Genomic DNA, 25474 nt, shown 5'->3' on the forward strand with positions numbered 1-25474 from the left:
GGTCAGCCCCTTTCCGGCAGCACGCCCGCGGCGGCGAGGAAGTCGACGTGGCGGGCGATCATCTCCGCGTCGGCGGGCGGGAACTCCACCCCGACCGACGCCGCTGCGGCCCACGTGGCCGAGCAGTCGAACACCGGGTGCGCCCGGTGCGTGGTGGTCAGGCCGAACGCCAGGGGGCCGAACGCGCTGTCCGGGCTCTCCAGCATCAACGACCGCCAGTCCGCGTACTCCAGCAGCCGGGTCGGGTAGCCCTTCGCGGTGAGCACCTCGCCGAGGTCGGCGTAGCTGAACCCGTCGGCCCGGTAGTAGTGGAAGTCCCGGCCCAGCGTGGACGGGTCGGCCGAGATGCCCGCGATCGCGCCCGCCAGCCGGTCCACCGGCAGCATGTCGATCACGTCGGGTGTCTTCGGGACCGCACCGGCGTGCGCGCAGGTGGCGATCTGGCGGCTCAGGTACGACTCGGTCTTCGCGGTGCCGGTGCGCACGTCGCCCACGATCGCCGCGATCCGGTGGATCGACACGGGCACGCCCCGGTCCCGCGCGAGCACGCCCATCATGTCGGCGACCCACTTGGTGGTGTGGTAGCCGGTGTCCAGCCCGGTCGGGTCCTCGGGCCGGTCGGCCTCGGTGACCAGCCGCTTGTCGTAGTTCACGCCGAGGAACACGCCCAGCGTCGACATCAGGTGCAGCGGCTTGGTCGAGTACCGGGTCGCCAGCCGCAGCACGTCCACCGTGCTGCCCACGTGCGGCGGCATCATCCACTGGTAGGTGAGGACGAAGTTCATCACCGCGCCGTTGTGGTAGATCGCGTCCATGCTCTCGGCCAGCGCGTCGAAGTCCTCCTCCGCCAGGCCGAGCAGCGGCCGGGACATGTCGCCGATCACCGGCACCACCCGGGACAGCCGCTCCTCGGGCACGTCGAGGTGCGCGCGCCGCAGGTTGGCGCGGACGCGGGCGAGCGCCACGGCCGGTGTCTCCGCGCGGACCAGGCAGTGCACCTCGGCGTCCGTGCGGGACAGCAGCTCGCTCAGCAGGTGCGCGCCGAGGAACCCGGTCGCCCCGGTCAGCAGCACGCGTTCCGCCGGCCCCGTCCGCACGGGGTGGCGCGGCTGGATGTCGTCCGGCGGTATCGCGTCCACCCGCATCTCCGGCACGGTCGGCAGGCCCGACTTGTACTTCTTGGCGAACGTGTGGTCCGACGCGGCGGCCTGCTCCACCACCTCGGCCAGCTCGGCGAGGTCGGCGGTGGCGAACAGGGCGCGCAGCGGCACCGTGACGCCCAGCAGGGACCGCACCTTGGCCAGCACCGCGGCGGCGATCAGGGAGTGCCCGCCCAGGCCGAAGAAGCTGTCCCGGCGGCCGACCAGCGGCACGTCCAGCACCTCCGACCATACCTCGGCCAACGTCCGCTCGACCGGGGTGCGCGGCGGCTCGTACGGCGTGAGCCGGGCCGCCGGGTCGGGGTCCGGCAGCGCCGCCACGTCGACCTTGCCGTGCCGGGTGAGCGGCAGCTCGTCCAGCACCACGACCGCGCCGGGCAGCATCGCGTCCGGCAGCCGACCGGCGCAGAACGCCCGCACGTCGTCCAGCTCCGGCGCGGCGGCCCGCGAGCGCGGCACCACGTAGGCCACCAGCGTGTCACCGCGCACCGCCACGGCCGCCTCGGCGACGGCCGGGTGCGCGAGCAGCGCCGACCGCACCTCGCCCGGCTCGATCCGGTGACCGCGCAGCTTGACCTGGTCGTCCACCCGGCCCAGGAACTCCAGCACGCCGTCGGGCAGCAGCCGCACGAGGTCGCCGGTGGCGTACATCCGACCGCCGGGGACGGTCGGGTCCGCCAGGTACACCGCCGCCGTGCGCGCGGGGTCGTTGCGGTAGCCGCGCGCGGGGGCCAGGCCGCCGACGTGCAACTGACCGGGCACGCCGACCGGCGTCGGGCGCAGGTCGGCGTCCAGCACGTACGCGCGCACGCCGGGCAGCGGCCGTCCGATCGGCAACGTCGCCGCACGCGCGTCGACCTCGGAGGCGTCGACCGTGCGGTAGGCCGTGGCGCAGACGGTGGTCTCGGTCGGGCCGTAGTGGTTGACCAGCGCGACCTTCCCACCGGTCAGCGCGGCCCACTCGGCGACCGCCCGCGTCGGCACCGCCTCGCCGCCGATCATCATCACGGTCAGCGGTCCGGGGTCGACGTCGAGACCGGCCAGGTCCGCCACCCAGCGCTTGAACAGCGCCGCGGGGGAGTCGACGGCGGTCACGGCGTGGTCGGCGCACAGCCTGAGCAGGTCCGCGCCGCCGATCGCGGCCGGTTCCGGGTGCACGACGACCGCCGCGCCCGCGCACCACGCCGGGAACACGTCGCCGACCGAGGCGTCGAAGCTCAACGGCGGGATCATCAGGATCCGCTGACCCGGCCCGAACCCGTGCAGGTCGATGAACGCGCCGGTCAGGTTGGCCAGCGTGTCGTGCTGCACCTGCACGCCCTTGGGCACGCCGGTCGACCCGGACGTGTAGACGATGTACGCCAACCCGTCGGCGGGCACGTGGACGTCCGGTGGTGCGTCGGCCTCGCCGGTGAACGCCTCGTCGGCGGTGTCCAGCAGCGCGCCGTGGAACTCGCCGAAGCGGTCCCGGTCGGCGGGCGCGGTGATCACCACGGGCGCGCCGCAGTCGGCCAGCAGCCCGGCGAGCCTGGCGGGCGGGTGCGCCGGGTCCAGCGGCACGTACGCGCCACCGGCCTTGAGCACGGCCAGCAGCGCCACCAGCGCGTCCGGCCCGGCCTTGAGCGCCAGCCCGACCGGTGTCTCCGGACCGACGCCCCACCCGGCCAGCACGTGCGCGACCCGGTTGGCCCGCTGGTCGAGCCGCGCGAACGTCACCTCCGTGCCGTCGGCCAGGTCGAGCACGGCCGTGACGTCGGGGTGCGCGGCGACCTGCTCGGCGATCCGGGTCAGCACGCCCGCGTGGCGCGGCGACGGGGTGTCCGGCGGCTCGCCGTTGAGCCGTCGCGCGGCCAGGCGGTCGGCCTCGGTCGTGGTGTCCAGCGCGGACAGCCGGGCGGCCGGGTCGGCCACGAGCGCGGCGAGCACCGCGAGCAGGTGGTCGGCCAGCCGCGCCACGGTGTCGGCGTCGAACACGTCGGCGCTGTAGTCGAGGTTCGCGGGCCAGTCGCCGTCGGTCTCGCGCACGTGCAGGGTGAGGTCGAACCGGCTGGTCTCGCGGTCGATCGGCAGCTCGACCGCGTCCATCCCGGCCCACGAGCCGGTGGTGCCGCCCCGGTTGAGCACCAGCATCACCTGGAACACGGGGTGGTGGGCGAGGTCGCGGCGCGGCGCGACCCGGGCGGCGACCTCGTCGAAGCTCACCTCGGCGTGGTCGAGCGCGTCGACCGCGGTGGCGCGGGCGCGGCCGAGCAGGTCGGCCACGGTCGGGTCACCGGACAGGTCCAGCCGCAGCGCGGTCGTGGTGACGAACATGCCGACCGACCGCTCCAGCTCGGGGAACGGCCGGTGCGTCGTCGGCGCGCCGATCACCAGGTCGTCCGCGCCCGACCGGCGCGACAGCAGCACGCCGAACGCGGCCAGCAGGCCGGCGAACGTGGTGCAGCCGTGCGCGCGGGTCACCTCGGCGAGCTTCCCGGCCAGCGCGGCGGGCACGGTGAACCGGTGGCTGCCGCCCGCCGTGGTGCGCTGGGGCGTGCGCGGCCGGTCCAGCGCCAGGTCCAGCACGTCCGGTGCGCCGGCCAGCCGGTCGTGCCAGTGGTCGAGCTGGCGCTGTCGCTCGCCGTCGGCGAGCCGGTCGGCCTGCCAGTGCACGTAGTCGGGGAACTGCGCCCCGACCGGCTCCGGCGTCACGCCCGCGTAGACGTCGCCGACCTCGCCCGCCACCACGCCCAGCGAGAGGTCGTCGCACACGATGTGGTGCGCGCTGAACACGATCGCGGTGTCACCCGGTCCGACCCGCACCACCCGCACCCGCAGCAGCGGCGCGAGCGCCAGGTCGAACGGCGTATCCACTTCGGACACCAGGTGCGCGGTCAGCTCGTCCTCGCCGGACACCGACGAGAACGCCACGTCCGCGGGCACGTCGTCCAGCACCTGCTGTTCGGGCACGCCGTCGTTCTCCACGATCCGGGTGCGCAGCGCCTCGTGCCGCCCCATCACGGTCCGCACGGCCGCGCGCAACCGGTCCTCGTCGACCTCGCCCGCGACCCGCAGCGCGGCGAACATGACGTACGCGCCCGCGTCCAGGCCGAGCCGCCCGGTCAGCCACAGGCCGCGCTGGTTGCCCGACAGCGGCACGACCGCGCCCTCGGGCCGGCGCGGCACGGCCGCCCGTGGCGCGGCGGCCAGGCCGCGTTCGGCGAGCAGCTTCGCCAGCAGGCGTTCGCGGTGGTCGGAGAGCTCGGTCATCCCAGGGTCCTTTCAGGTGACGGCGTCTCGTCGGGCACCGCGTCGGGCAGGTCGTCCACGGTCCGCAGCCGGGGCCGCGACCAGGCGCAGGCCGCCAGCACGAGCATGAGCACGCCGACGACCAGGAAGATCAGGGCGATGCCGCGGCCCTCGCCGACGCCGATCAGCGCGCCGACGCTGCCGGCCAGCGGACCGCCCGCGGCCATCAGGGGTTCGGCCACGCCGTCGGTCAGCGGGCCGATCAGGAGGAACGCGACCGGCATCGCGGCGGTGCTCAGCATCCGCACCACCGCCAGCACCCGGCCCAGCACCGCCGGGTCCACCTTGGTCTGCAACAACGTCACGCAACACGTGTTGATCAACGGCAGGGTGCACAGGAACGCGGGCGCGGCGATGCCGATCAGCCACGGCGAGGGCGCGAGCGAGTGCAGCACCAGGAACACCCCGCCCAGGGCCAAGCCCAGGTAGATGCCGTGCACCCGGCGCTTCGGCCCGCCCCACACGCCCATGACCAGCCCGCCCGCGAACAGCCCGCTGCCACCCGCGGCCATCAGCACGCCCAGCGTCGCGGGGCTGGAGAACGACAGGATCAGCGGCTGCACGAGCCCGCCCGCGATGGCGAACAGGAAGTTCCACACGCCGAACACCGCGCACAGCGCGAACAGGCCGGGAGCGCCGCGCAGCCACCTCAGCCCCGCGCCGATGCCCTCGCGCTCGTCCTTCGAGGCACCCGCGGGCCGCACGGCGTCGTCGGGCAGCCGCGCCAGCAGCAGCGCCCCGACCGCGACCACCATCGACACGAAGTCGATCAGCAGCACGCCCCGCAACCCCACCAGGCCCAGCAACGCGCCGGCGACCAGCGGCGCGGCGATCTGCACGCCCTGCGTGATCTGCATGAGGCCGTTGATCCGACCCAGGTGCTCCTTGGGCACCAGCGCCGGCACCAGGGCCGTGTAGGCGATGATGTGGAACGAGTTCAGCGTGGCGGTCAGCGCGGTGGCGACGTAGACCTGCCACACCGCCAACGAGCCCGTCGACACCGCCACCAGCAGCAGCGCCGTCACCACGCCCGCGCCGGAGTCCGCGAGCAGCATGATCCGCTTGCGGTCGTACCGGTCGGCCACCACACCCGCGTACGGCGCGAGCAGGATGCCCGGCACGACCGCGCAGAACTGGATCAGCACGAACGTCGTCACCGACCCCGTGCCCAGGTACACCCACACGCCCAGCACGAACGCGGTCAGCGCCGAACCGATCACCGACACCAGCTGACCGGCCCACACCACGGCGAACCGGCGCAACCCCGCCGGGGCGCTCATCGCTGGTCACCGAGCATGGACTCGACCTCCTCGGCCGACATCCCGGCCAGTCGCACGCGCAGTTCGGCCACCGCGGTCACCCGCTCGGGGTCGTCCAGTGAGAGGAGCGCGGCGGCGACACCGGCGACGGTCGGCGTGGCGAACATGCGGCCGATCGGCACCGACACGCCGAACGCCGCCTGCACCCGCGCCAACGCCTTCGCCGCGAGCAGCGAGTGGCCGCCCAGGGTGAAGAAGTCGTCGTGCGCGCCGACTCCCGGCACGCCCAGCACCTCGGCCCAGATGCCCGACAGCACCTCCTCCACCGCGTCACGCGGCGGCACCCGTTCGCCGTCGACGTCCCACACCGGCGCGGGCAGCGCCTTGCGGTCGGTCTTGCCGTTGGGCGTCAACGGGAACGCGTCCAGCACGACCGCCGTGGCGGGCAGCATGTAGTCCGGCAGCCGTTCGGCCAACCGGGCCCGAAGTCGGGGCCACAGCCCGTCGCGCGGCACGTCCGCCGGCACGACGTAGGCCACGAGCCGCTCGTCGGCGGCCAGCACGACCGCCTCGCGCACCTCGCCGGAGGCCAGCAACGCGGCCTCGACCTCGCCGAGCTCGATCCGGAACCCGCGCACCTTCACCTGGTGGTCGGTGCGGCCCAGGAACTCCAGCGTGCCGTCCGACCGGTGCCGCACCAGGTCACCGGTCGCGTACAACCGCTGACCGGGCTCCTTCGCGAACGGGTCCGGCACGAACCGGCTCGCGGTCAGCCCCGGCCGGTCGTGGTAGCCGCGGGCCACGCCCGCCCCGCCGATGTGCAGCTCGCCGACCACGCCCGGCGGCACCGGCTCGAGCCCCGGTCCCAGCACGTACAGCCGGGTGTTGCCGATCGGCGGCCCGAGCACCACGGGCGCGGGGGAGCGCTCGACCAGGCCCGCGGACGACCAGACGGTGGTCTCGGTGGGCCCGTAGGCGTTCCACAGCAGCGCGTCGTCGGTGAGCAGGTCGTCGGCCAGGTCGCGCGGCAACGCCTCGCCGCCGCAGATCCGGGTCGTCACCCCGGCGGGCACGCCGCCGGCCGCGTGCAGCAACCGCCACGTCGCCGGGGTGGCCTGCATCGCGGTGACCCCCCGGTCGACCAGCAGCTCCCGCAACGCGACCCCGTCCGCGCTCACCTCCGGCGGCACCACCAGCACCTCCGCGCCGGCGGTCAGCGGCAGCAGCAGTTCCAGCACCGAGATGTCGAACGACAGCGTCGTCACGGCGGCCAGCCGGTCGGCGTCGGTGAGGGCCAGGAGCCGCTGGAACGACACCAGCAGGTTCACCACCGCCCGGTGCGGCACCTCGACGCCCTTGGGCGTGCCGGTCGAGCCGGACGTGTAGATGATGTACGCCAGATCCTCGCCGGAGGCCGGGCACGGCTCGGGCGCGGGCTCGAAGCGGTCGGCGTCGGCGAGGCGCAGCACCGTGCCGCCGAACGGCAGCTCGCGGTCCGCGACCAGGACGGCCGCACCCGAGTCGGCCAGCATCGCGGCCACCCGGTCGCTCGGCCACCCCGGGTCCAGCGGCACGTACGCCGCGCCCGCCTGCCACACGCCCAGCACCGCCGCCACCAGGTCCGGGTCGCGCGGCAGGCACAACGCCACCGCCGACCCCGGCCCCACGCCGTGCGCCCGCAGGAGCGCGGCCACCTGTCCGGCTCGCGCGCGCAGCTCGGCGTACGACAGCCGCGAGCCCACGCCGGACACCGCCGTGCCGGTCCCGGTGACCAGGTCCAGCGCGGTCCGCGCGGGCGGCAGCTCCAGATCGGTGGCGTTGAAGCCCTCCAGGACCTCCCACCGCCGCACGCCGGTCAGCCCGTCGAGCTCGCTGATCCGCCGGTCCGGGTGCTCGGCGGCGGCGAGGAGCAGCGCGATCAACCGGTCGGTGAACTCGGCGATGGTCGACTCGTCGAACAGGTCGGTGTTGTACTCCACGCCGAGGGCGAGAGTGTCGCCCTGCGGGTCGGCGGCCACCGTCAGGTCGAACTTCGCCACCTTCGGATCGGGCACCAGCGGTGCGACCTCCAGCCCCGCCAGCTCGATGTCCATCGGCGGGGTGTTGGTGAAGATCAGCTGGGCCTGGTAGATGGGCGCGTGCCCGGTGCTGCGCTGTGGGCTCAGGTGCTCCACCAGCCGCTCGAACGGCAGGTCGGCGTGCGCGAGACCGGCCGCGGCGACCTGCCGGACCCGGGCCAGCAGCTCGCTGAACGTCGGGTCGCCGCCCACGTGCGCGCGCAACGCGAGCGTGTTGACGAAGAACCCGATCAGCCCTTCCAGATCCGGGTGCGAGCGACCCGCGACCGGCGTGCCGACCACCACCTCGTCCTGCCCGGCCAACCGGCCGAGCCGGGCCGCGAACCCGGCCAGCAGCACCATGAACACGGTGGCACCGTGCGCGCGGGCCAGCTCCTCCAACGGCCGGATCGGGACGTAGCCGTACCGCAGCGCGCCCCGGTGGGTGACCACGGGCGGTCGCGGTCGGTCCGTCGGCAGGGTCAGCAGCTCCGGCGCGCCCGCGAGGTGCCGCGTCCAGAAGTCCAGGTGCCCGGCGGCCAGGTCGGCCATCCGGTCCCGCTGCCACACCGCGAAGTCCGGGTACTGCAACGTCAACGCGGGCAGGTCCGGGTCGCGACCCTCCAGGGCCGCGCCGTACGCCTGCCCCAGCTCGCCCAGCAGCACCGACAGCGACCACGCGTCGGCGATGATGTGGTGCATGTTCAGCACCAGCACTTGGTCGTCGTCGGCGAACCGGCCCAGGCTCGCCGCGAACAGCGGCCCCCGGTGCAGGTCGAACCCGATGCCGCCGCGTTCGTCGGCGAACCGCTGCGCCCGCGCGTCACGGTCGCCGTCACCCAGCTCGTGCGTGGTGAGGGTCGCCGTGCCGGTCGGCGCGACGAGCTGCACGGGTTCACCGCCCGAATCGGGGAACGTGGTGCGCAACGACGCGTGCCGGTTCACCAGGACGTCCAGCGCGCGCTGCAACGCGGCCCGGTCGACCGGTCCGCGCAGCCGCAACGCGACCGGCACGTTGTAGACGGCGCTGCCGGGCGAGAACTTGTCCAGGAACCACAGGCGTTGCTGCCCGAACGACAACGGGTAGGCGGTGGGCGTGGCGGCACGGGCGCGCAGCCGTTGTGCCACCAGCTCGCGCTTGCGCGCCGAGGCCGCCGACGCGCCGGTGTCCCGCAGATCGGTCATGACGTGCTCCCGGACCTGGTCAGCCGGTCCGCGGCGGCCCGCACGTGCTCACGCAGGTGCGTGGGCACGCGGTCGCCGAACCGTTGCAGGTAGGCGGCCACGGTGGTGTCGTCGTCCCGCAGGAACGGGAAGTCCGTGGGCACCATGTGCCGGATCGCCAGCAGCGGCACGGGACTGTGCAGCGGGCGGAACAGCGGGTTCCACAGGCCCGCCTTCTGCGGCGGGCCGGGGTGGAACTCGCCCAGCATCAGCCCGTCGCGGGTGTACTGCGGCTTGAGCAGTTGCTGCGCCCGGTCCACCACGCCGAACTCGGTCAGGTCCGGGAACAGGATCACGATGGTCTTGAACTGCGCGCCCGGCCCCTTCCTCGGCTCCAGCTCGGCGAACCAGTCGCGGTAGTGCAGCAGCAGCGCGGCCAGCTCGTCGGGGTCCTGCGGTGCGCCGGCGTGCACGGACAGGTAGAACAGACCGCGTTGCAAGGACGTGTCGGTGAACGGGCACACCGCGCCCCTCCGCCCCAGGTCCGGGTGCGGTCCGCACAGGTACTCACCGGCCCACTCGAACACGGTCCTCAGCGCGGGTTCGTGCGCCGCGACCGCGTCGGGCAGCCGAGGCGCGGCGAAGTCCGCCGGCTCGACCAGGGGGTGGGCCTGGTGGGTCGGATGGATCAACATCAACTCCACCTGCCTTTGTTCCGGGACCGGCGGGCCAGGCCCGCCAGCGCCGCACCGGCCACCGCGGCCGTGACGCCGCCGAGCACGCGGTCCTGCCGCCGTGCCCGGGTCAACGCCTCGCCGTAGGGGACCGTGGTGTGCGTGATCAGGGTGTAGAGCGGCACCCACGCGTTCGGGAAGAGCCGGTGCAGCGCCAGGTCCACCTTCTTGCGGGCGGTGAACAGCGGCGAGCGCACCTTGTCGCGCAGCTCCACGAAGTTGCGCTTGGACAGCTCGGCCAGCACGTCGGTGTGCGGTCGGCGCGACCTCTCGAACAGCGCCAACGCGCCGGGCAGGTCGTGCGGGTGCGCGGCCAGCGAGCGGTCGAGCACCGAGCAGTCCTCGAACGCGGCGTTCATGCCCTGCCCGAAGAACGGGTACACGGCGTGCGCGGCGTCGCCGATGAGCACGATCCCGCGGCCTTCCCCGGCCGTGACGTGCCACGGGGCCGTGCGCACGGTGACCAGGCTCGCGGGCGGGTGCGCCAGGAACTGCTCGACGAGGTCAGGGATGAGCGTGAGCGTGTCGGGGAACCGGTGGGCGAAGAACGACCGCACCCGCTCGGGCTCGGTCAGCCCGGCGAACCCCCGGTCGCCGTCGAACGGCAGGAACACGGTCGCGGTGAGCGAGCCGTCCACGTTCGGGTGCGCCACGATCAGCCCGTCGTCACCCGGCCACACGTGCAGCGCCCGCGGCTCGGTGCGCGGCTCGCCGTCGTCGCCGGTCGGGATCAGCAGCTCCTTGTAGCCCCACTCCAGGAACTCCTGGTGCAGGTCCATCCGCAGGCCGCGGCCCAACTGCGCGCGCACCGCGGAGAACGCGCCGTCCGCGCCGACGACCAGGTCGGCCGTGCGCACGGTCCCGTCGTCGGTGGTGACGGCCGGTTCGACCCGGTCGACGGCGGTCACCCGGCAACCCCAGGAGAAGCCGACGCCGAGCCGTTCGGCCTCGTCCACCAGCGCGACGTTGAGGTCGTGCCGCAGCACGGAGTGCAGGATCTGGTCCTCGGCCACCCCGTAGGGCTGGAAGCGCAGCGTGCCGTCCGGCAGGTGCACGGCTCGGCCGCGCATCGGCACGGTCAGCGGCGCCAACCGCTCCAGCAGGCCGATCTCGCGCAGCGCCACGATCCCGCGCTGCGACAGGCCGAGGTTGATCGACCGGCCCTCCTCGCGCACGCCCGGCGCCCGCGGGTCGCCCCGCCGTTCGAGCACCTCCACGTCGAACCCGCGCCGCGCCAGGTAGACCGCGGTCAACGAGCCGGCCAGCCCCGCGCCGACGACGAGCGCCTCGCGGGTCATGCCTCGTCCTCGTCGGCCAGCGTGCCGAGCAGCCGGTCGATCTCCTCGTCGGACAGCTCGTCCAGCTGGTCGAGCAACGGCACCGGTCCCCGGCCGACAGCGGTCGTGCCGCGGTCGAGGTTCGCGCACAGCTCCGCGATGGTCGGCGCGGCGAACAACGTCGCCAACGGCAGGTCGACGTCCAGCGCGACGCGGACGCGGGCCAGCATCTGGGTCGCGGTCAGCGAGTGGCCGCCCAGGGCGAAGAAGTTGTCGTGCACGCCCAGCGGCGCGTCCGCCGCCATGCTCAGCACTTCACGCCAGATCTGCGCCAACCGCCGTTCGGTGTCGTCGCGCGGCTCGACGCGCTCGACGTCGTCGGTCGTCCACACCGGGTCGGGCAGCGCGTCCCGGTCGATCTTGCCGGTGCCGGTGCGCGGCAACTCCGGCAGCACGACGATCGCCGCCGGCAGCATGTAGTCGGGCAGGCTCGCGGCCAGGTGCGGCCGCACCCGCCGGCGCAGCTCCTCCTCGCCGACACCGGTGTCGGCGGGCACCGCGTACGCCACCAGCCGCACGTCGGCGGCGTGCGCCGACCAGGCGACGACGACGGCGTGCGCCACGTCCGGGTGGGCGCGCAGCACGGCCTCGATCTCGCCCGGCTCGATCCGGTAGCCGCGCACCTTGAGCTGCCGGTCGGCGCGGCCCAGGAACTCCAGCTTGCCGTCGGCGTGGCGCCGGACCAGGTCGCCGGAGGCGTAGAGCCGCCCGCCGGGCGGCCCGAACGGGTCGGGCCGGAACCGCTCCGCGGTCAGGTCGGGCTGCCCGTGGTAGCCGCGGGCCACGCCCGCGCCGCCGATGTGCAGCTCGCCGATCACGCCCGGCGGCACGGGCCGCATCAACGGGTCCAGCACGTGCAGCGAGGTGCCCTTGACCGCCGGGCCGAGCCGCACGGGTTCCGGCGCGGGCGAGACCACGCCGGCCGCCGAGTACACCGTGGTCTCGGTCGGCCCGTAGCCGTCGATCAGGGTGGCCCCGTCGGTCTGGAGGTCGTCGGCCAGGTCGCGGGTCATCGCCTCGCCGCCGCTGATCCGCAGCCGCACCCGCGCGGGCACGCCGCCCGCCGCGACGATCATCCGCCAGCTCGCCGGACCGCCCTGCACGACCGTGGCCCGCGTTTGCTCGATCCGCGCCCTGAGCACAGCGCCGTCGGCCACGTCGTCCGCCGGGATCACCACGAGCGTCGCACCGCTGATGAGCGGGGCCAGCATCTCCACGGTGGACACGTCGAACGCGGGCGTGGTGATGGAGGCGAGCCGGTCGTCCGGCGTCAGCTCCATCAGCTCGCCCATCGCGCGCAACAACGCCGCCAGCCCGCCCTGGGTGCACCGCACGCCCTTCGGCTTGCCGGTCGACCCCGAGGTGTGGATGACGTAGGCCAGCGCCCCGGGGTGCTGCGGCGCGGCCGGGGGAGGCGTGTCCGGACGGGCGTCGAGGTCGGCGGTGTCCAGGTCGACCTCGGTCCACGGCCCGGTCAACGGTCCCGTGACCGCCCGCGAGGCACCGTCGGTGACCAGCACCGGCACGTCCGACCCCGCGGCCATGGCGGCGAGCCGGGCCGGTGGCCACGACGGGTCCAGCGGCAGGTAGCCCGCGCCGGCGCGCCACGCGGCCAGGATGCCGACCACCATCGGCGCGCCCCGGTCCAAGCACAGCGCCACCGGCTGGTCCGGCCGCACGCCCGCCTCCAGCAGCACGTGCGCCAGGCGGTTCGCCGCCCGGTCCAGCTCGCCGCACGTCAACGCGCCCTCGATCGCGACCGCGTCCGGGTGCCGCGCCAACGCGGCGAACACCAGGTCCGCGGCGGTCTCGGCGGGCACCTCGACGGCGGGCTCCTGCGGCGCGTGGTCACCCAGCCACAGCTCGGCCACCCGGTCGGCGGGGGAGGCGTGCACGGCGGCGGCGAACACCCCGTGCAGCGCGGCGATCGTCTCCGGCGTGAACAGCTCCGAGTCGTACTGCCAGCGCGCGAACCACCGCTCACCCGCCCGTTCGACGGTCAGCGACAGGTCGAACTTCGCCCCGCCGTTGGCCACCGCCTCGGGCCTGATCGTGACCGGACCGGCCGTCCGCGCGGGCGGCACCGGCTCGACCGCGAACATCACCTGCACCAGCGGCGCGTGCGCCAGGGTCCGCTGCGGCGCGGCGATGTCCACCAGCCGCTCGAACGGCAGGTCCTGGTGCGCGAGCGCGGCCACGGTCGCCTCCTCGGCCGCCGCGACCACCTCGCCGAACGTGGTGTCCGGCGCGAACCTCGCCCGCAACGGCAGGGTGTTGGCCACGAAGCCGACCAGGCCCTCGGTCTCCGGCCTGGTGCGCGCCGCGACCGGCGTGGCCACCAGGAAGTCCGCCTGCCCGGTCACCCGGTGCAGCACGCACTGGAACACCGCCAGCAACCGCGCGAACGACCCGTCCGGCACGTCCAGCCCGGCCCGCAGCTCCGCGCCCCGGCCGGTCGGCGCCGCCGGTCGGGCCCGGTCCGTCGGCAGGGACAGCACGGTCGGCACGCCGCGCAGCGCCTCCCGCCAGTACTCGGCGTCGCCGTCGAACGCGCCGCCCTCGGCCTGCTCCCGTTGCCACACCGCGTAGTCGGGGTACTGCACCGGCAGGTCGGGCAGCCCGTGCGGCACGCCGGCGACCTCGGCCGCGTACAGCCGGGCCAGCTCGTCGAACAGCACCGCGCACGACCAGCCGTCGGCGATCGCGTGGTGCAGCACGAGGACGAGCACGTGCTCGTCCGGCCCGACCTCCACCAGGCCCGCGCGCAGCAACGGCCCGCCGTCCAGCGCGAACGGGCGGCCCACCTCCTCGCGCACCACCGCGTCCACGTCACCCGACAGGCGCGCCAGCGGCACGGTCAACGCCGCCGACACCACCTGCACCGGCACGCCGTCCTCGGCCGCGAACCGCGTCCGCAGCGCCTCGTGCCGGGCGACCAGCGCGTTCAGCGCCACCCGCAACGCCTCGACGTCCAGCGGACCGTCGAGACCGACCCGCCAGCCGATGTTGTAGACCGGGCTCGCGGGCAGCAGCTGGTCGACCAACCACAGCCTGCGCTGCCCGGACGAGGCCGGGAACCGGAACACCTCGTCCTCTTCTGGTATCACCGCGCTCACCGCGGTCCCTCCCCCCTCAGACCGACACCCTGCGGCCAACCCCTCCGGTCGACCGCCACCACCCGGAACTCCGCCGTGTGCCGAGCGCCCGCGGCGTCGGTCAACCACAGCTGGTCCGGACCGGGCAGCATCTCGCCCACGCCCAGCGGGGCGTCCGGCTTCTCGCGGTCCAGCGCGCGCACCGCGTGCGCGAACAGCTCGACCGACGGCTGGCTCTCCAGGTCCACGTAGAACGGCTTGTGCTCCACCGGGCTCTTCACGAACACGAACCTCGGCATGCCGTGCTCCCGCCGCCACGCCTGCGCCCGCAGGAAGCGGGTCCGCTCGTCCGGGGCGAACGCGAACGCCGACCTCGCGGCGGGTAATCGCCAGCCCTCCCTGGCGACGACCAGCCGGTCCAGGCTGACCCGGGGCGTGTGCTCGCCCGCGGGCAGCAACCGGAAGTGCTGCACCAACTGCGCCATGACCTGCTCGTTGAGCAGCTCGACCAGGTCGACGTCCACCCGGCCGTCCCGGCTGCGCGCCACCAGCCGCCCGTCGCTCTCGGTCACCTCGCACGCCCCGACCGGCACCGCGTCGCGCAACCCCGGCCCGCACGCGTCGTGGCCGAACACGATCTTCAGGTCGTCCGGCGAGACGAGCGCGTCGGCGAGCCGTTGCGGCGTGCCGCCCTCCTCGCGCGTGGTGGCCAGCACGACCCGCGGTCCGGCCATGTCGTGCCGCATCGCCGCCCGGAGCTGGTCCGGGTCGGGGTGCTGGGACACGAACAACGCCGCGCGCATGGTGTTCACGCCGGGGTGGACCTCGCCCAGCACCCACCGGTAGTCGCCCGCGCGGATCGCGTCCTCGTCCCGGGCCGCGATGAGGACGTCCGGGCTGTGCTGGACGGCTCCTCGCCAGCCGGGGCGGGGCGCGGCGAACGCCTTGAGCACGGCGTCCCGCACGTCGGCCACCCGGTAGTGGGCCTCACGGCCGTCCGGCGCGTGCCCGAGGGCCTTGGCCCAGCGGTCCTGCAAGGTCCGCACGAGCCGGCCGATCAGCCGCTCGTCGAGGCGGAAGATCGTGTCGTTGGCCCACAGCCAGAAGTCGGCCAGCCGCACCCGGTCCGAGCCGGTGGCCGCGACCCGCTCCCGGTACACCTCGCGCAGCGCGCGCCCGTACAGCGCCGAACCGGCGAAGGTGAACCACCGTGCGGCTTCCAGCACCAGTGACAAGGGCGTCCACAGCGTCTCCACCAACGCGGGGGAGAGGGTGACGTCGAGGTCGCGCCGGCACTCCTCGTGGACGACCGTGCGGCCCGCGTAGAACAGCCCCGGCCGGCGCACGGCCGCCGTGCCCGTGATGGCGGTGAACTTCTCGTGCAGCGCGCCGATCGCGTGCACCAGCCGGTCCGGGTCGCCCACGGCGGCGGCGACGTCGTCACGCCCGCGCTCGATCTCGCGCAGCGCCCGTTCGGCCCCGGCGCGGGCGTCCGGGTCGCCGATGGCCGTGATCTGCTCGCGCAGCGCCGTTTCCGGCACCAACGCCTCCGGCGGCACCTCCAACGTCCACGCGATCCGCTTGGCCTGCCGCAGCCGTTCGAGGGTGGCCAGCACGTCGTCGACGGGCCGGTCGAGGTCGCGGGCGATCTCGGGCGCGCGGCGCAGCCCGTCGCAGGCGGCGAGCACGGCCGCGTCCGCCGCGGGCAGCCGCACCGGGTCGGTCATCGGCACGTGCAGGGTGTCGCCCACGACCTCCACGAACGGCATCCGCCTGGGCACCGCCCACGGCCGCACGGCGTCGGTGGTCAACGCCTCGGCCAACTGCTGGACGGCCCAGTTCTCCAGGTAGGTGGTGCGCGAGGCGATCAGGTCCGGTCCCGGTCGCGCGGTGATCGCGGCGGGCGCGTCGTCGGCGACCCTGGCCCAGCCGACCGGCCCGAAGTAGCCGATCGTGTCGTTCTTCGCGCAGTACCGCTGGAGGTAGCTGACGACGGTGTGCTCCCAGCGGCGGTAGTCGACGTTGCGCGAGGTGGGCCGGTCGCCGGACAACGCCTGGTGCAACGCGTCCACGGCGGTCTGGAGGGCGCGCGGGTTCTGCCACGCCACCGCTTCGCGGAACTTCGCGTCGCCGCTGACCACGCGCAACACCTCGGCGGCGGCCGTGCGACCCGCCTCGAACCGCGTGCCGTACTCGGCGAGCGACCGCTCGTGCCGTGCGGCGGCTTCGGCGGCCGTCGCCAACGCCCGGTCGACTTCGTCGTCGGACGTCGTCGAGTGGACCGGTCGCGGACCCACGACCAGCACGGCCGCCGATCCGCCGTCGGGGTCGGGCGCGGTCCTGACTGGCGTCGCATCGGGGTCGGCCGCGACCAGGACCGCGGGCGGACCGGGGTCCGGGATGGGCAGCGCGACCGTCACCGGGTCCGGCGGCGCGAGCGCGGCCAGGGCGGCGCGGGCCTCGGCGAACCGCCCCTTGCGCACCAGCCTCCCGATCCGCCGCAACGCCGACCGGCGCTCGCCGCTGGAGGCGTCCTCCACCTCGCGCAGCACCCGGAACGCCGCCCACCGCGCCTGGCTCACCTCGTCCTCGGCCGCGAGCACCGCCTCCGCGGCCCGCGCCGCGTCCGGGCTCGCCACGGCCAGCAGCGGCTCGACGCCGAAGCCCGTGCCGCGCAGCTCCACCCACCGCCACGCCGCCCAGTGACCCGCGCCGGGCAGCACCAGGTGGTCGGCGACCGGCCGGGCGGACGTGCGCTGCGCGGGCACCAGGTACGCCGACCGGTCCCGCCGCGTGATCGGCGCACGACCCGTCGACGACCCCGCCGCCGCGTCCACCACCGCCGCGCACGCGGCCAGCGTCCGAGCCCGGTGCAGGTCGGCGACCGGCACCTCGACCCCGAACTCCTCCCGCACCCGGAACGCCAGCCGCACCGCGAGCAGCGAGTTGCCGCCGACGGCGAAGAAGTCGTCCTCCGCGAACACCTCCGGCGCGTCCAGCAGGTGCTCCCACAGCGCGGCCAGCCGCCGTTGCGTGGGGGTCGACGGTCGGGTCCGGTCCGTGCCCCGCGCGCCCGGGGCACGGACCGACCTCAGCGCCGCCCGGTCCACCTTGCCGCTGCGGTTGAGCGGCAGCTCCGGCAGCGGCACGTACCGCGCCGGGCAGAGGTAGGCGGGCAGCCGTTCCGCGACGTGCGCGCGCACGTCGTCGACCTCCAACGAACCACTCGGCACGACGAACGCCACCAAGTGCCTGGCGTCGTCCTCGCCGAACGGCAGCACGGCCGCCGCCGCGACCGCCGGGTGGTCCCGCAACACCGCCTCGACCTCGGCCGGCTCCACCAGGAACCCGCGCACCTTGACCTGCCGGTCCGCGCGCCCCAGGAACTCCAGCACGCCGTCCGGGCGCCACCGGGCCAGGTCACCCGTCCGGTACAGGCGAGCGCCGGGCACACCGCCGAACGGGTCCGGCACGAACTTCGCCGCGGTCAGCGCCGGCGCGCCCCAGTACCCGCGCGCCAGCCCGTCCCCGCCGGTGTACAGCTCGCCGGTCACGCCGACCGGCACCGGCCGCATCGACTCGTCCAGCACGTACACCGCGGTTCGCTGGACCGGCCTGCCGATCGGCACGGTCGCGCCCACGTCGGCGGCCGACCGCACGACGTGGCACGTGGTGAACGTGGTGTTCTCCGTCGGCCCGTACCCGTTGACCACGGGCTTGCCGCCGCGTGCCGCCAACGCCGCGCGCACCGCGTCCGGCGCCAGCACGTCGCCGCCGGCCAGCAGCTGCTCCACGTCCGCGAGGACCGCCGGGTCGAGCTGGTGGAACAGCCCGGCCGTCAGCCACAGCACGCTCACCCGGTGCGCGCGCAGCAGCTCGGCGAGCACCGCCGGGTCGAGCGGGCCGTCCGGCGCGGCCACCACGCGACCGCCGGTCAGCAGCGCGCCCCACACCTCCAGCGTGGTGAGGTCGAAGGCGGTCGCGGACAGGTGCAGGAACGTCTGACCGGGCCCGAACCGGCCGAAGTTGGGCCGCGTGACCAGCCGGACCACGCCCCGGTGGGGCACGGCCACGCCTTTCGGCGTGCCGGTCGACCCGGACGTGTAATTGACGTAGGCCACGCTTAATGGATGCGCGGGGACCGCCGGAGATACCGGCGACTGCTCCGAAAGGTCGCACTCCGGCAGCACCACGGACGCCACGCCGTCGGGCAGCGCGCGTTGCCGGTCGGACACCACGAGGGGCGTGCCCGACTCGCGCAACGCCAGCGCGTCCCGTGCGGCGGGGTTCGCCGGGTCCAGCGGCAGGTAGGCCGCGCCGGTCTTGAGCACGGCGAGCATCGCGGTCACGAAGTCCGCGCCGCGCGGCAGCGACAACGCCACCGGCAGGTCGATCCGCGCGCCCCTGGCCAGCAGGAGGTGCGCCAACCTGTTCGACCGCTCGTCCAGCTCGGCGTAGGACAGCCACCGCGTGCCGTCGAACACCGCGTCCGCGTCCGGCCGCGTCCGGACCTGCTCGGCGAACAGGTCGGGCACGGTCGCGTCGGCCGGGAAGTCGGTGGCGGTGTCGTTCCACCCGTGCAGCACCCGGGTGAGGTCGCGCGGCCCGCCCAGCTCGCGCACCGGCCGGTCCGGCGCCTGCGCCAGGCCCGCCAGCAGGTCGCGGACCTGCGCCAGCACGGCGTCCGCCGCCCAGTCCGGGAACCGGCCGGTGTCGTGGATGAGCTGGAAGCTCAGGCGCGGCTCGGCGAACGCGTACAAGGTCATGGCGTAACCGGGGGTGCGCAGGATGCGGACCCGCCTGCCCGGCGGCGCGGACGGCCGGGCGGCCAGCACCGTGCCGAGCTCCCGGTGCTCGAACAGCACCAGGCTGCGCATCAGCGGCACGTCGTGCCCGGACGCGCGCTGGATCACCGGCAACGGGCACAGCTGGTGGTCGCGTGCCCGCACGGACCGCTCCCGCACCGACCGCAGCCAGTCGGCCACCGACGCGTCCCGGTCCACCGGCACCCGCAGCGGCACGGTCGCCAGCAGCAGGCCCACCATCTCCTGCGCGCCCTCGACGGTGCCGTGCCGCGCCGCCCTGGTCACGCCGAACACGGCCTCGTCGGCGTGCGCGTGCGTGGTGAGCAGCAAGCCCCACGCGGCCAGGACCACCGTGTTGACGGTGACGCCCGCCCGCGCGGCCAACGCCCGCACCGCCTCGGTCTCGGCCTCGGACAGCTCCACCGCGGCCGTGGCCATGACCGGCGTGTCCGGCCCGGCGTGCTCCAGCGGCAGGGGACCGGGCTCGGCCGAGCCCGCGAGCTCCGCCGCCCAGAACCGCTCGTCGGCCTGGCGTTCGGGGTGGTCGGGCGCGGTCCGCGCGTCGTGCCACCGCGCGTAGTCGGCGAAGTCCGGCCGCGGCGCGAAGTCCAGCGCGCCGCCCGTGAGCCGGGCCGCGTAGTCGTCGTCGATCTCGGCCAGCAGCATCGCCAGCGAGCGGCCGTCGAGGATCGCGTGGTGGAACGTCGCCACCACGACGTCGCCGGGCAGCGCCACGACCCGCAGCGCCGGCCCGGACACCGGGTCGACGCCGGTGCGCCGGTCGGCCGCCAGGAACGCGTCGAGGTCGGTCACCGAGTCGTCCACCAGCAGCGGGACGTCGTCGGCCGACCCCGGCCACTGGTCCATGCCGCCGTCCGCGCGCCAGGCGAACCGCGCCCGCAGCACCGGGTGCCGTTCGACGGCGGCCCGCCACGCGGCCAGGTACGCGGCGGTGTCCAGGCCGTGCGGCCAGTGCTGCACGCACTGGATGACGTCCGTCCCGGCCGACGGGTCGCGCAACCCGGCCGCGATCATTCCGCTCTGCAACGGCAGCGCGGGCGCGAGCGGCAGCGCAGAATCCGTGTGCACCAAAAACCTCCCCGACGAATGTGTTTCGGGCGCGCACGACCGAACCGGCCGCCGGGAAATTCCCGGTGACCTTTTCCGGACAGGGTTGACCGCCTTTTGGCGCGGACGTGCGGTAAAGCGCGGGTGCGCGCTGGGGCGGAGCGTCAGCCGCGGTGCGCGGCGAGGTGCTCGCGGACGCTGCGCGGGCGCATGTCCGTCCACGCCCGGTCAATGTGGGCCAGGCAGTCTTCCCTGGTGCCACGAGTGCCCTCGGCCCGCCACCCCGGCGGGAGGTCCCGGTCGGCGAACCAGACCGAGTACTGCTCCTCGTCGTTCACCACGACGAGGAATTCGTGGTAATTCGTGGTGCCGTCAGTCATGCAGTGATCTCCTGCCCTGGGCGGATGCGGGCGGGTCGCCGGTTCGCGCAACATTACGCCGGGCGTCTCGTAATGAGGAATCCTCTGAACGGTCGAACCGGTCATTGGATATGCGTGGCGGGCACTATTCAGCCTCCCTATGGAACGTCGCGCGGCGTGGTCGAGCGGTTACCGGAGGCTTTCCTGGGAGCGGTCCCGGTCAATTCCTGTCAAGCGTGGAATCCGAGCTCTTGTTATCGTTAACAGGTTGCCGCATTGCCGCCGTTCGGCCCAGTCTGTCGAATCGCGTTCGACTACAACGGCTTCCGGAGTGCGGGGATGCGGGCGGCTATTGAACCGTCGGCGATCGTCCTGTTAGCGTTAACAGGCGCGCTTGGAGTGGCCGGAGATCCCGGCCGCTGCGATCCGCCACCCGCCGCCACGCCGTCCGATCGGCCCGCACCGGCTCGCACGCCCGCCGGGCCACCCGTGTTCGTCCATGCAGCGTCGCAGGGAGAGCAACCATGAGATCGACTTATCGGGGCGCGCGCCGCGGCGGCGTCGTCCTCGCCACCGTCACCACGCTGCTCGGCGCGGTGACCGCGGCCCTGCCGCCGTCGGCGTCGGCCGCGGTGGTCGACACGAACGCCTCGTACGTGCTGGTCAACCGCAACAGCGGCAAGGCGTTGGACGTGTACGACCTGGCGACCGCCGACGGCGCGCGGATCTCGCAGTACACGCGCAACGACGGCGCGTGGCAGCAGTGGCAGTTCGTGGACTCCGGCGGCGGCTACTACCGGCTGAAGTCGCGCCACAGCGGCAAGGTGCTGGACTTCGCCAACACCGCCGACCGGACCGGGTTGACCCAGTGGACCGACCGCAACGGCACCAACCAGCAGTTCCGGCTGGCCGACTCCTCCGGCGGGTACGTGCGGCTGATCAACCGCGCCAGCAACAAGGCCGTCGACGTGCTGGACTTCTCCACCGCCGACGGCGCGCAGCTGATCCAGTGGCCCGACACCGGCGCCACGAACCAGCAGTGGCAACTGGTGAAGCTGGGCGCCTCGGCACCGGGCACGTTCACCAACCCGATCAAGCGCAACGGCCCTGACCCGTGGCTGCAGTACTACAACGGGTACTACTACCTGGCCACGACGACGTGGAACTCCACCATCACGATGCGCCGCTCCCGCACCCTCGGGGGCCTGTCGAGCGCGCCCGACCAGGTGGTGTTCAACCTGACCAGGCCCAACGGGTGCTGCAACATGTGGGCCCCGGAGTTCTACCTGCTCAACGGCCGCTGGTACCTGTACTACGTGGCCGGGCAGAACGTGTCCGACTACAACCCCACCCAGCGGCTGCACGTGCTGGAGTCCGCGGGCAGCGACCCGATGGGCCCCTACAGCTTCAAGGCCGACCTGGGCAGCACGTGGGAGCTGGACCCGAGCATCCTGCAGCACAACGGCAAGCTGTACCTGATGGGCAGCGCCATGGACGGCACCCAGTCGCTGACCATCACCCCGCTGTCCAACCCGTACACGATCAGCGGCGCGCGGCGCACCATCTCCCAGCCCACGTTGGCCTGGGAACGCCAGACCGCCCCGGTCAACGAGGGCGCGGAGCCGCTGTACCACAACGGCCGCACCATGATCGTGTACTCGGCCAGCGCGTGCTGGGGACCGGACTACAAGCTGGGCCTGCTCACCCTCACCGGCACCGACCCGCTCAACCGGGCCCACTGGACCAAGTCGCCCAACCCGGTGTTCCAGCGCAACGACGGCAACGGCGTCTACGCGCCGGGCCACAACGGGTTCTTCAAGTCGCCCGACGGCACCGAGGACTGGATCGTCTACCACGCCAACGACTCCGCGTCCGGCGGCTGCGACATGAACCGCTCCACCCGCGCGCAGAAGTTCACCTGGAACGCCGACGGCACGCCCAACTTCGGCACCCCGGTCCGGCTCGGCACGACGCTGCCCGCCCCGTCCGGCGAGCCCACCTCCTGACCGACCGCCCTGCCCGGTGGCCGGCGGCCCGTCTCCCGCCGCCGGCCACCCCCTTCCCGTGAACAGAGGTCGCACGATGCTGCAACGACGCACGTTCCTGGCCGGGGGCCTGGCCTCGCTGGCGTTGGCCCGGTCCGGGATCGCCGCGGCCGCGCCCGGTGACTCCGCCTACGTGATGGGCTACTTCACCGAGTCCCCGAACAAGGTCGCCGACCGGTACGCGCTGCACCTGGCGGTCAGCACCGACGGCCTCACCTGGACCCCGCTCAACCAGGGCAACCCGGTCGCCACGCCGACCGCGGGCACCGGCGGCCTGCGCGACCCGTTCATCATGCGCAAGCAGAACGGCGGGTTCATCGTGCTGGCCACCGACCTCACCGGCACCGACTTCACCCGGCAGAACCAGTACATCCACGCCTGGGACTCGGCCGACCTGCGCTCGTTCACCGGGTACCGGCGGCTGAAGATGCACTCGATGCCGACCCACACGTGGGCCCCGGAGGCGTTCTGGGACGCCTCGCGCGGCCAGTACGGCATCATCTACTCGGCCAACAGCGGCGGCCGTGACGCCTTCTACGTCAACTACACCACCGACTTCGTCACGGTGGGCGCGCCGCAGCTGTTCTTCGACCCCGGCTTCAACGTGCTCGACGCGACGATGCACGTCGGCAGCGGGATGAACTACCTGTACTACAAGAGCTTCACCGACGGCCGGCTGTACGGCGCGCGCTCCACGACCCTCAACCCGCGCAGCTTCGACCGCGGCACCTACACCAGCGGTGTGATCAGCGGCGGCATCGAAGCACCCATCGTGGTGAAGGCGCACAACCGCAACGAGTGGTGGCTGTGGGGTGACTCGTTCTCCCCGGTGAACGGCGAGCTGTACGCGTGGCGCAGCGGTGACATCAACAGCAACTCGTGGACGCCGCTGACCAAGGCCCAGTACACCCAGCCGCTCAACGCCAAGCACCCCACGATCTGCGGCATCACCGCCACCGAGCACGCCAACCTGCTGTCCCGCTGGGGCGCGCCGAGCTGGAACCGGATCAAGTCCTACAACTTCCCCGACCACCTGATCCGGCACGCCGACAACGCCGCCCGCATCGACCCGTACCCGTTCGACCCGTACCAGGACTCGCAGTGGCGCCTGGTGCCCGGCCTCGCGTCCTCGGCCGGCGTGTCGTTCCGCTCGGTCAACTACCCCGACCGCTACCTGCGGCACGTGAACTACGCCCTCACGCTGGCGGTGGACGACGGCAGCTCGACCTTCGCCGCCGACGCCACGTTCCACCGCGTCGCCGGCCTGGCGGACTCGACGTGGACCTCGTTCCGCTCGCACAACTTCCCCGACCGCCACCTCCGACACGCCAACTACGTCCTGCGCATCGACCCGATCAGCACGGCGACGGACCGCGCGGACGCCACGTTCCAGGTCGGCCACTGACCCAAAGGTCAGCCCGACCGGGCGGTGGGCGCGGCAGCTCGGCGGCGTGCCGCGCCCACCGCAGCTTCGGTCCCGGTGGCTGCTCCTCGGATGAGGTGGTTCACCGGGCCGGTAGCTGGGCCAGCGTCCGGGTGACGTTGTGCTCGACGATCTCCAGCATCCCGGCGCGGTCGGGGAAGTCGCCGTCCAGCAGGCGCAGCGGGCCGGCCACCAGGGACAGGTAGGTGGCCAGGCGGTAGAACGCGAGCCGGGCCGGGTCGAGGTCCGGTGTGGCGAAGTGGCGGTAGTGGGGGCCGAAGCGCAGTTCGAGGAAGGCGTGTTCCCACTCGACGTCGAACGGCATCACGCCCTCGATGTCGATGAGCACCGGCTCGTCCAGGTCAGCGTCGACCAGGACGTGGTCGGGGCCCAGCTCGCCGTGCACCAGGCCGAACCGCGACCGCGGCACGACGGCGGCGTGCCGCGTCACCAGGAGCTCGGCCAGCCGTTCCCGCGCGTCGGCGATCCGGTCGACCCGGGCGGCGGCCTCGGCGAGGTGGGTGAGCGCCCGGCGCAGCACGACGTGCTCCACGCCGTGCTGCGCCGGGTCGACGCGGTGGGCGTGCATCGCGCGCACCGCGTCACCGAGCCGTGCCAGCACGCGTTCGGCCCGCCGCGGCTCACGGGCGATCGACTCCTCCAGCGTGCCGCCGCGCACGTCCTCGACCACCGCCACGTCACCCAGCGCCCCACCCGGCTCACGCAGGAGCACCCGGGGCACGCGGACGCCCACGGCGGAGAGCCGGTCGTGCGCGTCCTCGAACAGGCTCAACCCCGTGGCGTGCGGGAACTGCGCGTCCGCGTGGGCGTCGGGCCAGAAGTCCTCGTCCGGGTGCCAGACGTAGGCGACCCCACTGCCGCCGTCGGCCAACCGCAGCCGGTAGACCCCCTTCTTCGTCCCACCCCGCAACCGCTCGACCGACACCAACTCCCGAGGCCCGAACGCCTCCCGCGCCACACCGCGCAGGTCGTCGACCCCGAGCTGCCCGCGCCTCACGCTTCCCATGCCGACGATGGTCACGCACGCGCGATCACCCTGTCTTCCGGTTTCGACCTCGTCGGGGGGTGCGGAGCGGCATGATCGCCGGTGGGGGTGGGGATGTGTCGAAGGTTCTCGTGTGGTTCGTGGGCGGGGTCGCCGTCGCCGCGGCAGCGGTGTGCGGCGTGGCGGCGCGACCCGCATCGGTCGCGGGGCAGGCCCGACCCTGGTCCGGAACCGTGCCGTCGAGCGAGGTCGAGGCGGCTTGGGCGCGCTGCGCCGAACTCGTGGCCGCGGCGGAGACCTTCACCTCGGGTCCCGCGCTGCTGCGGGAGGACGGCTACCTCGTCGTGACCGCCATCTCGCGCACCGCGCTGGTGAAGTGCGAGGTCCGCGAGTCGTCGGTCTCGGTCAGCTCCAGCGACGTCGACGGCCCCCTCCGCGACCACCCGTTCGCCATCACCATGGGGTCGGGTCGCACGGACGGGTCGGGGAGCACCACGGTCGGGTACGCGGGCGAGGACGTGGCGGCGGTGCGGTTCCGCGCCCCGGACGGCCGGGTGGTCCCGGGGCGCGTGGCGGCGGGGGTGTTCCTGGTCGACCTGCCCGGGTCGGACGAGTACTCGGACTTCACCCACGAGGCGTTCGACGCGGCCGGGGCGCTGATCCCCGGCCGCTGA

General features: G+C 73.9%; 12 protein-coding genes. 3 read left to right on the plus strand and 9 right to left on the minus strand.

Features of this window, described 5'->3' with window-relative positions; all coding sequences use genetic code 11:
• Positions 1–2: 2 nt before the first annotated feature.
• The 8 genes from LZG04_RS21730 to LZG04_RS21770 all read right to left on the minus strand — a co-directional run bounded on the left by LZG04_RS21730 (position 3) and on the right by LZG04_RS21770 (position 20347).
• A complete protein-coding gene (locus tag LZG04_RS21730; RefSeq protein ID WP_233819633.1) occupies positions 3–4409 on the minus strand; it encodes a non-ribosomal peptide synthetase in 4407 nt (1468 codons plus the stop codon).
• The gene (locus LZG04_RS21735; protein ID WP_233819635.1) at positions 4406–5728 is read right to left on the minus strand and encodes an MFS transporter; all 1323 of its coding nucleotides are present in this window, start codon (positions 5726–5728) and stop codon (positions 4406–4408) included. The genes LZG04_RS21730 and LZG04_RS21735 overlap by 4 nt, the downstream gene beginning before the upstream one ends.
• Positions 5725–8949: a non-ribosomal peptide synthetase gene (locus tag LZG04_RS21740; RefSeq protein ID WP_233819637.1), complete on the minus strand. Its 3225-nt coding sequence runs from the start codon at positions 8947–8949 to the stop codon at positions 5725–5727. The genes LZG04_RS21735 and LZG04_RS21740 overlap by 4 nt, the downstream gene beginning before the upstream one ends.
• Positions 8946–9623, minus strand: a complete 678-nt coding sequence (locus tag LZG04_RS21745; protein WP_233819639.1) for a DUF6875 domain-containing protein — start codon at positions 9621–9623, stop codon at positions 8946–8948. Before LZG04_RS21745 ends, LZG04_RS21740 begins: the two co-directional genes overlap by 4 nt.
• Positions 9623–10960, minus strand: coding sequence for an NAD(P)/FAD-dependent oxidoreductase (locus tag LZG04_RS21750; RefSeq protein WP_233819640.1), 1338 nt, complete (start codon positions 10958–10960; stop codon positions 9623–9625). The genes LZG04_RS21745 and LZG04_RS21750 overlap by 1 nt, the downstream gene beginning before the upstream one ends.
• Complete coding sequence (locus LZG04_RS21755; RefSeq protein WP_233819641.1) at positions 10957–14115, minus strand: non-ribosomal peptide synthetase; 3159 nt, start codon at positions 14113–14115, stop codon at positions 10957–10959. Before LZG04_RS21755 ends, LZG04_RS21750 begins: the two co-directional genes overlap by 4 nt.
• Positions 14112–19988, minus strand: coding sequence for a non-ribosomal peptide synthetase (locus LZG04_RS41895; protein ID WP_308199228.1), 5877 nt, complete (start codon positions 19986–19988; stop codon positions 14112–14114). The genes LZG04_RS21755 and LZG04_RS41895 overlap by 4 nt, the downstream gene beginning before the upstream one ends.
• 143 nt (positions 19989–20131) lie before the next feature.
• The gene (locus tag LZG04_RS21770; RefSeq protein ID WP_233819642.1) at positions 20132–20347 is read right to left on the minus strand and encodes an MbtH family NRPS accessory protein; all 216 of its coding nucleotides are present in this window, start codon (positions 20345–20347) and stop codon (positions 20132–20134) included.
• A gap of 503 nt (positions 20348–20850) precedes the next feature.
• Between LZG04_RS21770 and LZG04_RS21775 the strand changes: the two genes are divergently transcribed.
• Together LZG04_RS21775 and LZG04_RS21780 are read left to right on the plus strand one after the other, a co-directional pair.
• Positions 20851–22332, plus strand: a complete 1482-nt coding sequence (locus tag LZG04_RS21775) for a family 43 glycosylhydrolase (RefSeq protein ID WP_233819643.1) — start codon at positions 20851–20853, stop codon at positions 22330–22332.
• A gap of 76 nt (positions 22333–22408) precedes the next feature.
• Positions 22409–23776 (plus strand): glycoside hydrolase family 43 protein, encoded by a 1368-nt coding sequence (locus LZG04_RS21780; RefSeq protein ID WP_233819644.1) that lies wholly within the window; start codon positions 22409–22411, stop codon positions 23774–23776.
• Between the two features lie 100 nt (positions 23777–23876).
• On the opposite strand, the gene LZG04_RS21785 is transcribed toward LZG04_RS21780, so the two are convergent.
• Positions 23877–24821 carry a phosphotransferase family protein gene (locus tag LZG04_RS21785; protein ID WP_233819645.1) on the minus strand — a complete coding sequence of 315 codons (945 nt, stop codon included), beginning with the start codon at positions 24819–24821 and terminating at the stop codon, positions 23877–23879.
• A gap of 95 nt (positions 24822–24916) precedes the next feature.
• Here LZG04_RS21785 and LZG04_RS21790 point away from each other — a divergent pair, with 95 nt between their 5' ends.
• Entirely contained in the window at positions 24917–25474 is a 558-nt protein-coding gene (locus LZG04_RS21790) for a hypothetical protein (RefSeq protein ID WP_233819646.1), read from the plus strand.

Source organism: Saccharothrix sp. S26 (genome assembly GCF_021390395.1).
Classification (GTDB): Bacteria; Actinomycetota; Actinomycetes; order Mycobacteriales; family Pseudonocardiaceae; genus Actinosynnema.

Coding starts and splice junctions, on each gene's coding strand:
- LZG04_RS21730 (WP_233819633.1), bottom strand. CDS start 4,409: ATGACCGAGCTCTCCGACCACCGCGAACGCCTGCTGGCGAAGCTGCTC.
- LZG04_RS21735 (WP_233819635.1), bottom strand. CDS start 5,728: ATGAGCGCCCCGGCGGGGTTGCGCCGGTTCGCCGTGGTGTGGGCCGGT.
- LZG04_RS21740 (WP_233819637.1), bottom strand. CDS start 8,949: ATGACCGATCTGCGGGACACCGGCGCGTCGGCGGCCTCGGCGCGCAAG.
- LZG04_RS21745 (WP_233819639.1), bottom strand. CDS start 9,623: ATGTTGATCCATCCGACCCACCAGGCCCACCCCCTGGTCGAGCCGGCG.
- LZG04_RS21750 (WP_233819640.1), bottom strand. CDS start 10,960: ATGACCCGCGAGGCGCTCGTCGTCGGCGCGGGGCTGGCCGGCTCGTTG.
- LZG04_RS21770 (WP_233819642.1), bottom strand. CDS start 20,347: ATGACTGACGGCACCACGAATTACCACGAATTCCTCGTCGTGGTGAAC.
- LZG04_RS21775 (WP_233819643.1), top strand. CDS start 20,851: ATGAGATCGACTTATCGGGGCGCGCGCCGCGGCGGCGTCGTCCTCGCC.
- LZG04_RS21780 (WP_233819644.1), top strand. CDS start 22,409: ATGCTGCAACGACGCACGTTCCTGGCCGGGGGCCTGGCCTCGCTGGCG.
- LZG04_RS21785 (WP_233819645.1), bottom strand. CDS start 24,821: ATGGGAAGCGTGAGGCGCGGGCAGCTCGGGGTCGACGACCTGCGCGGT.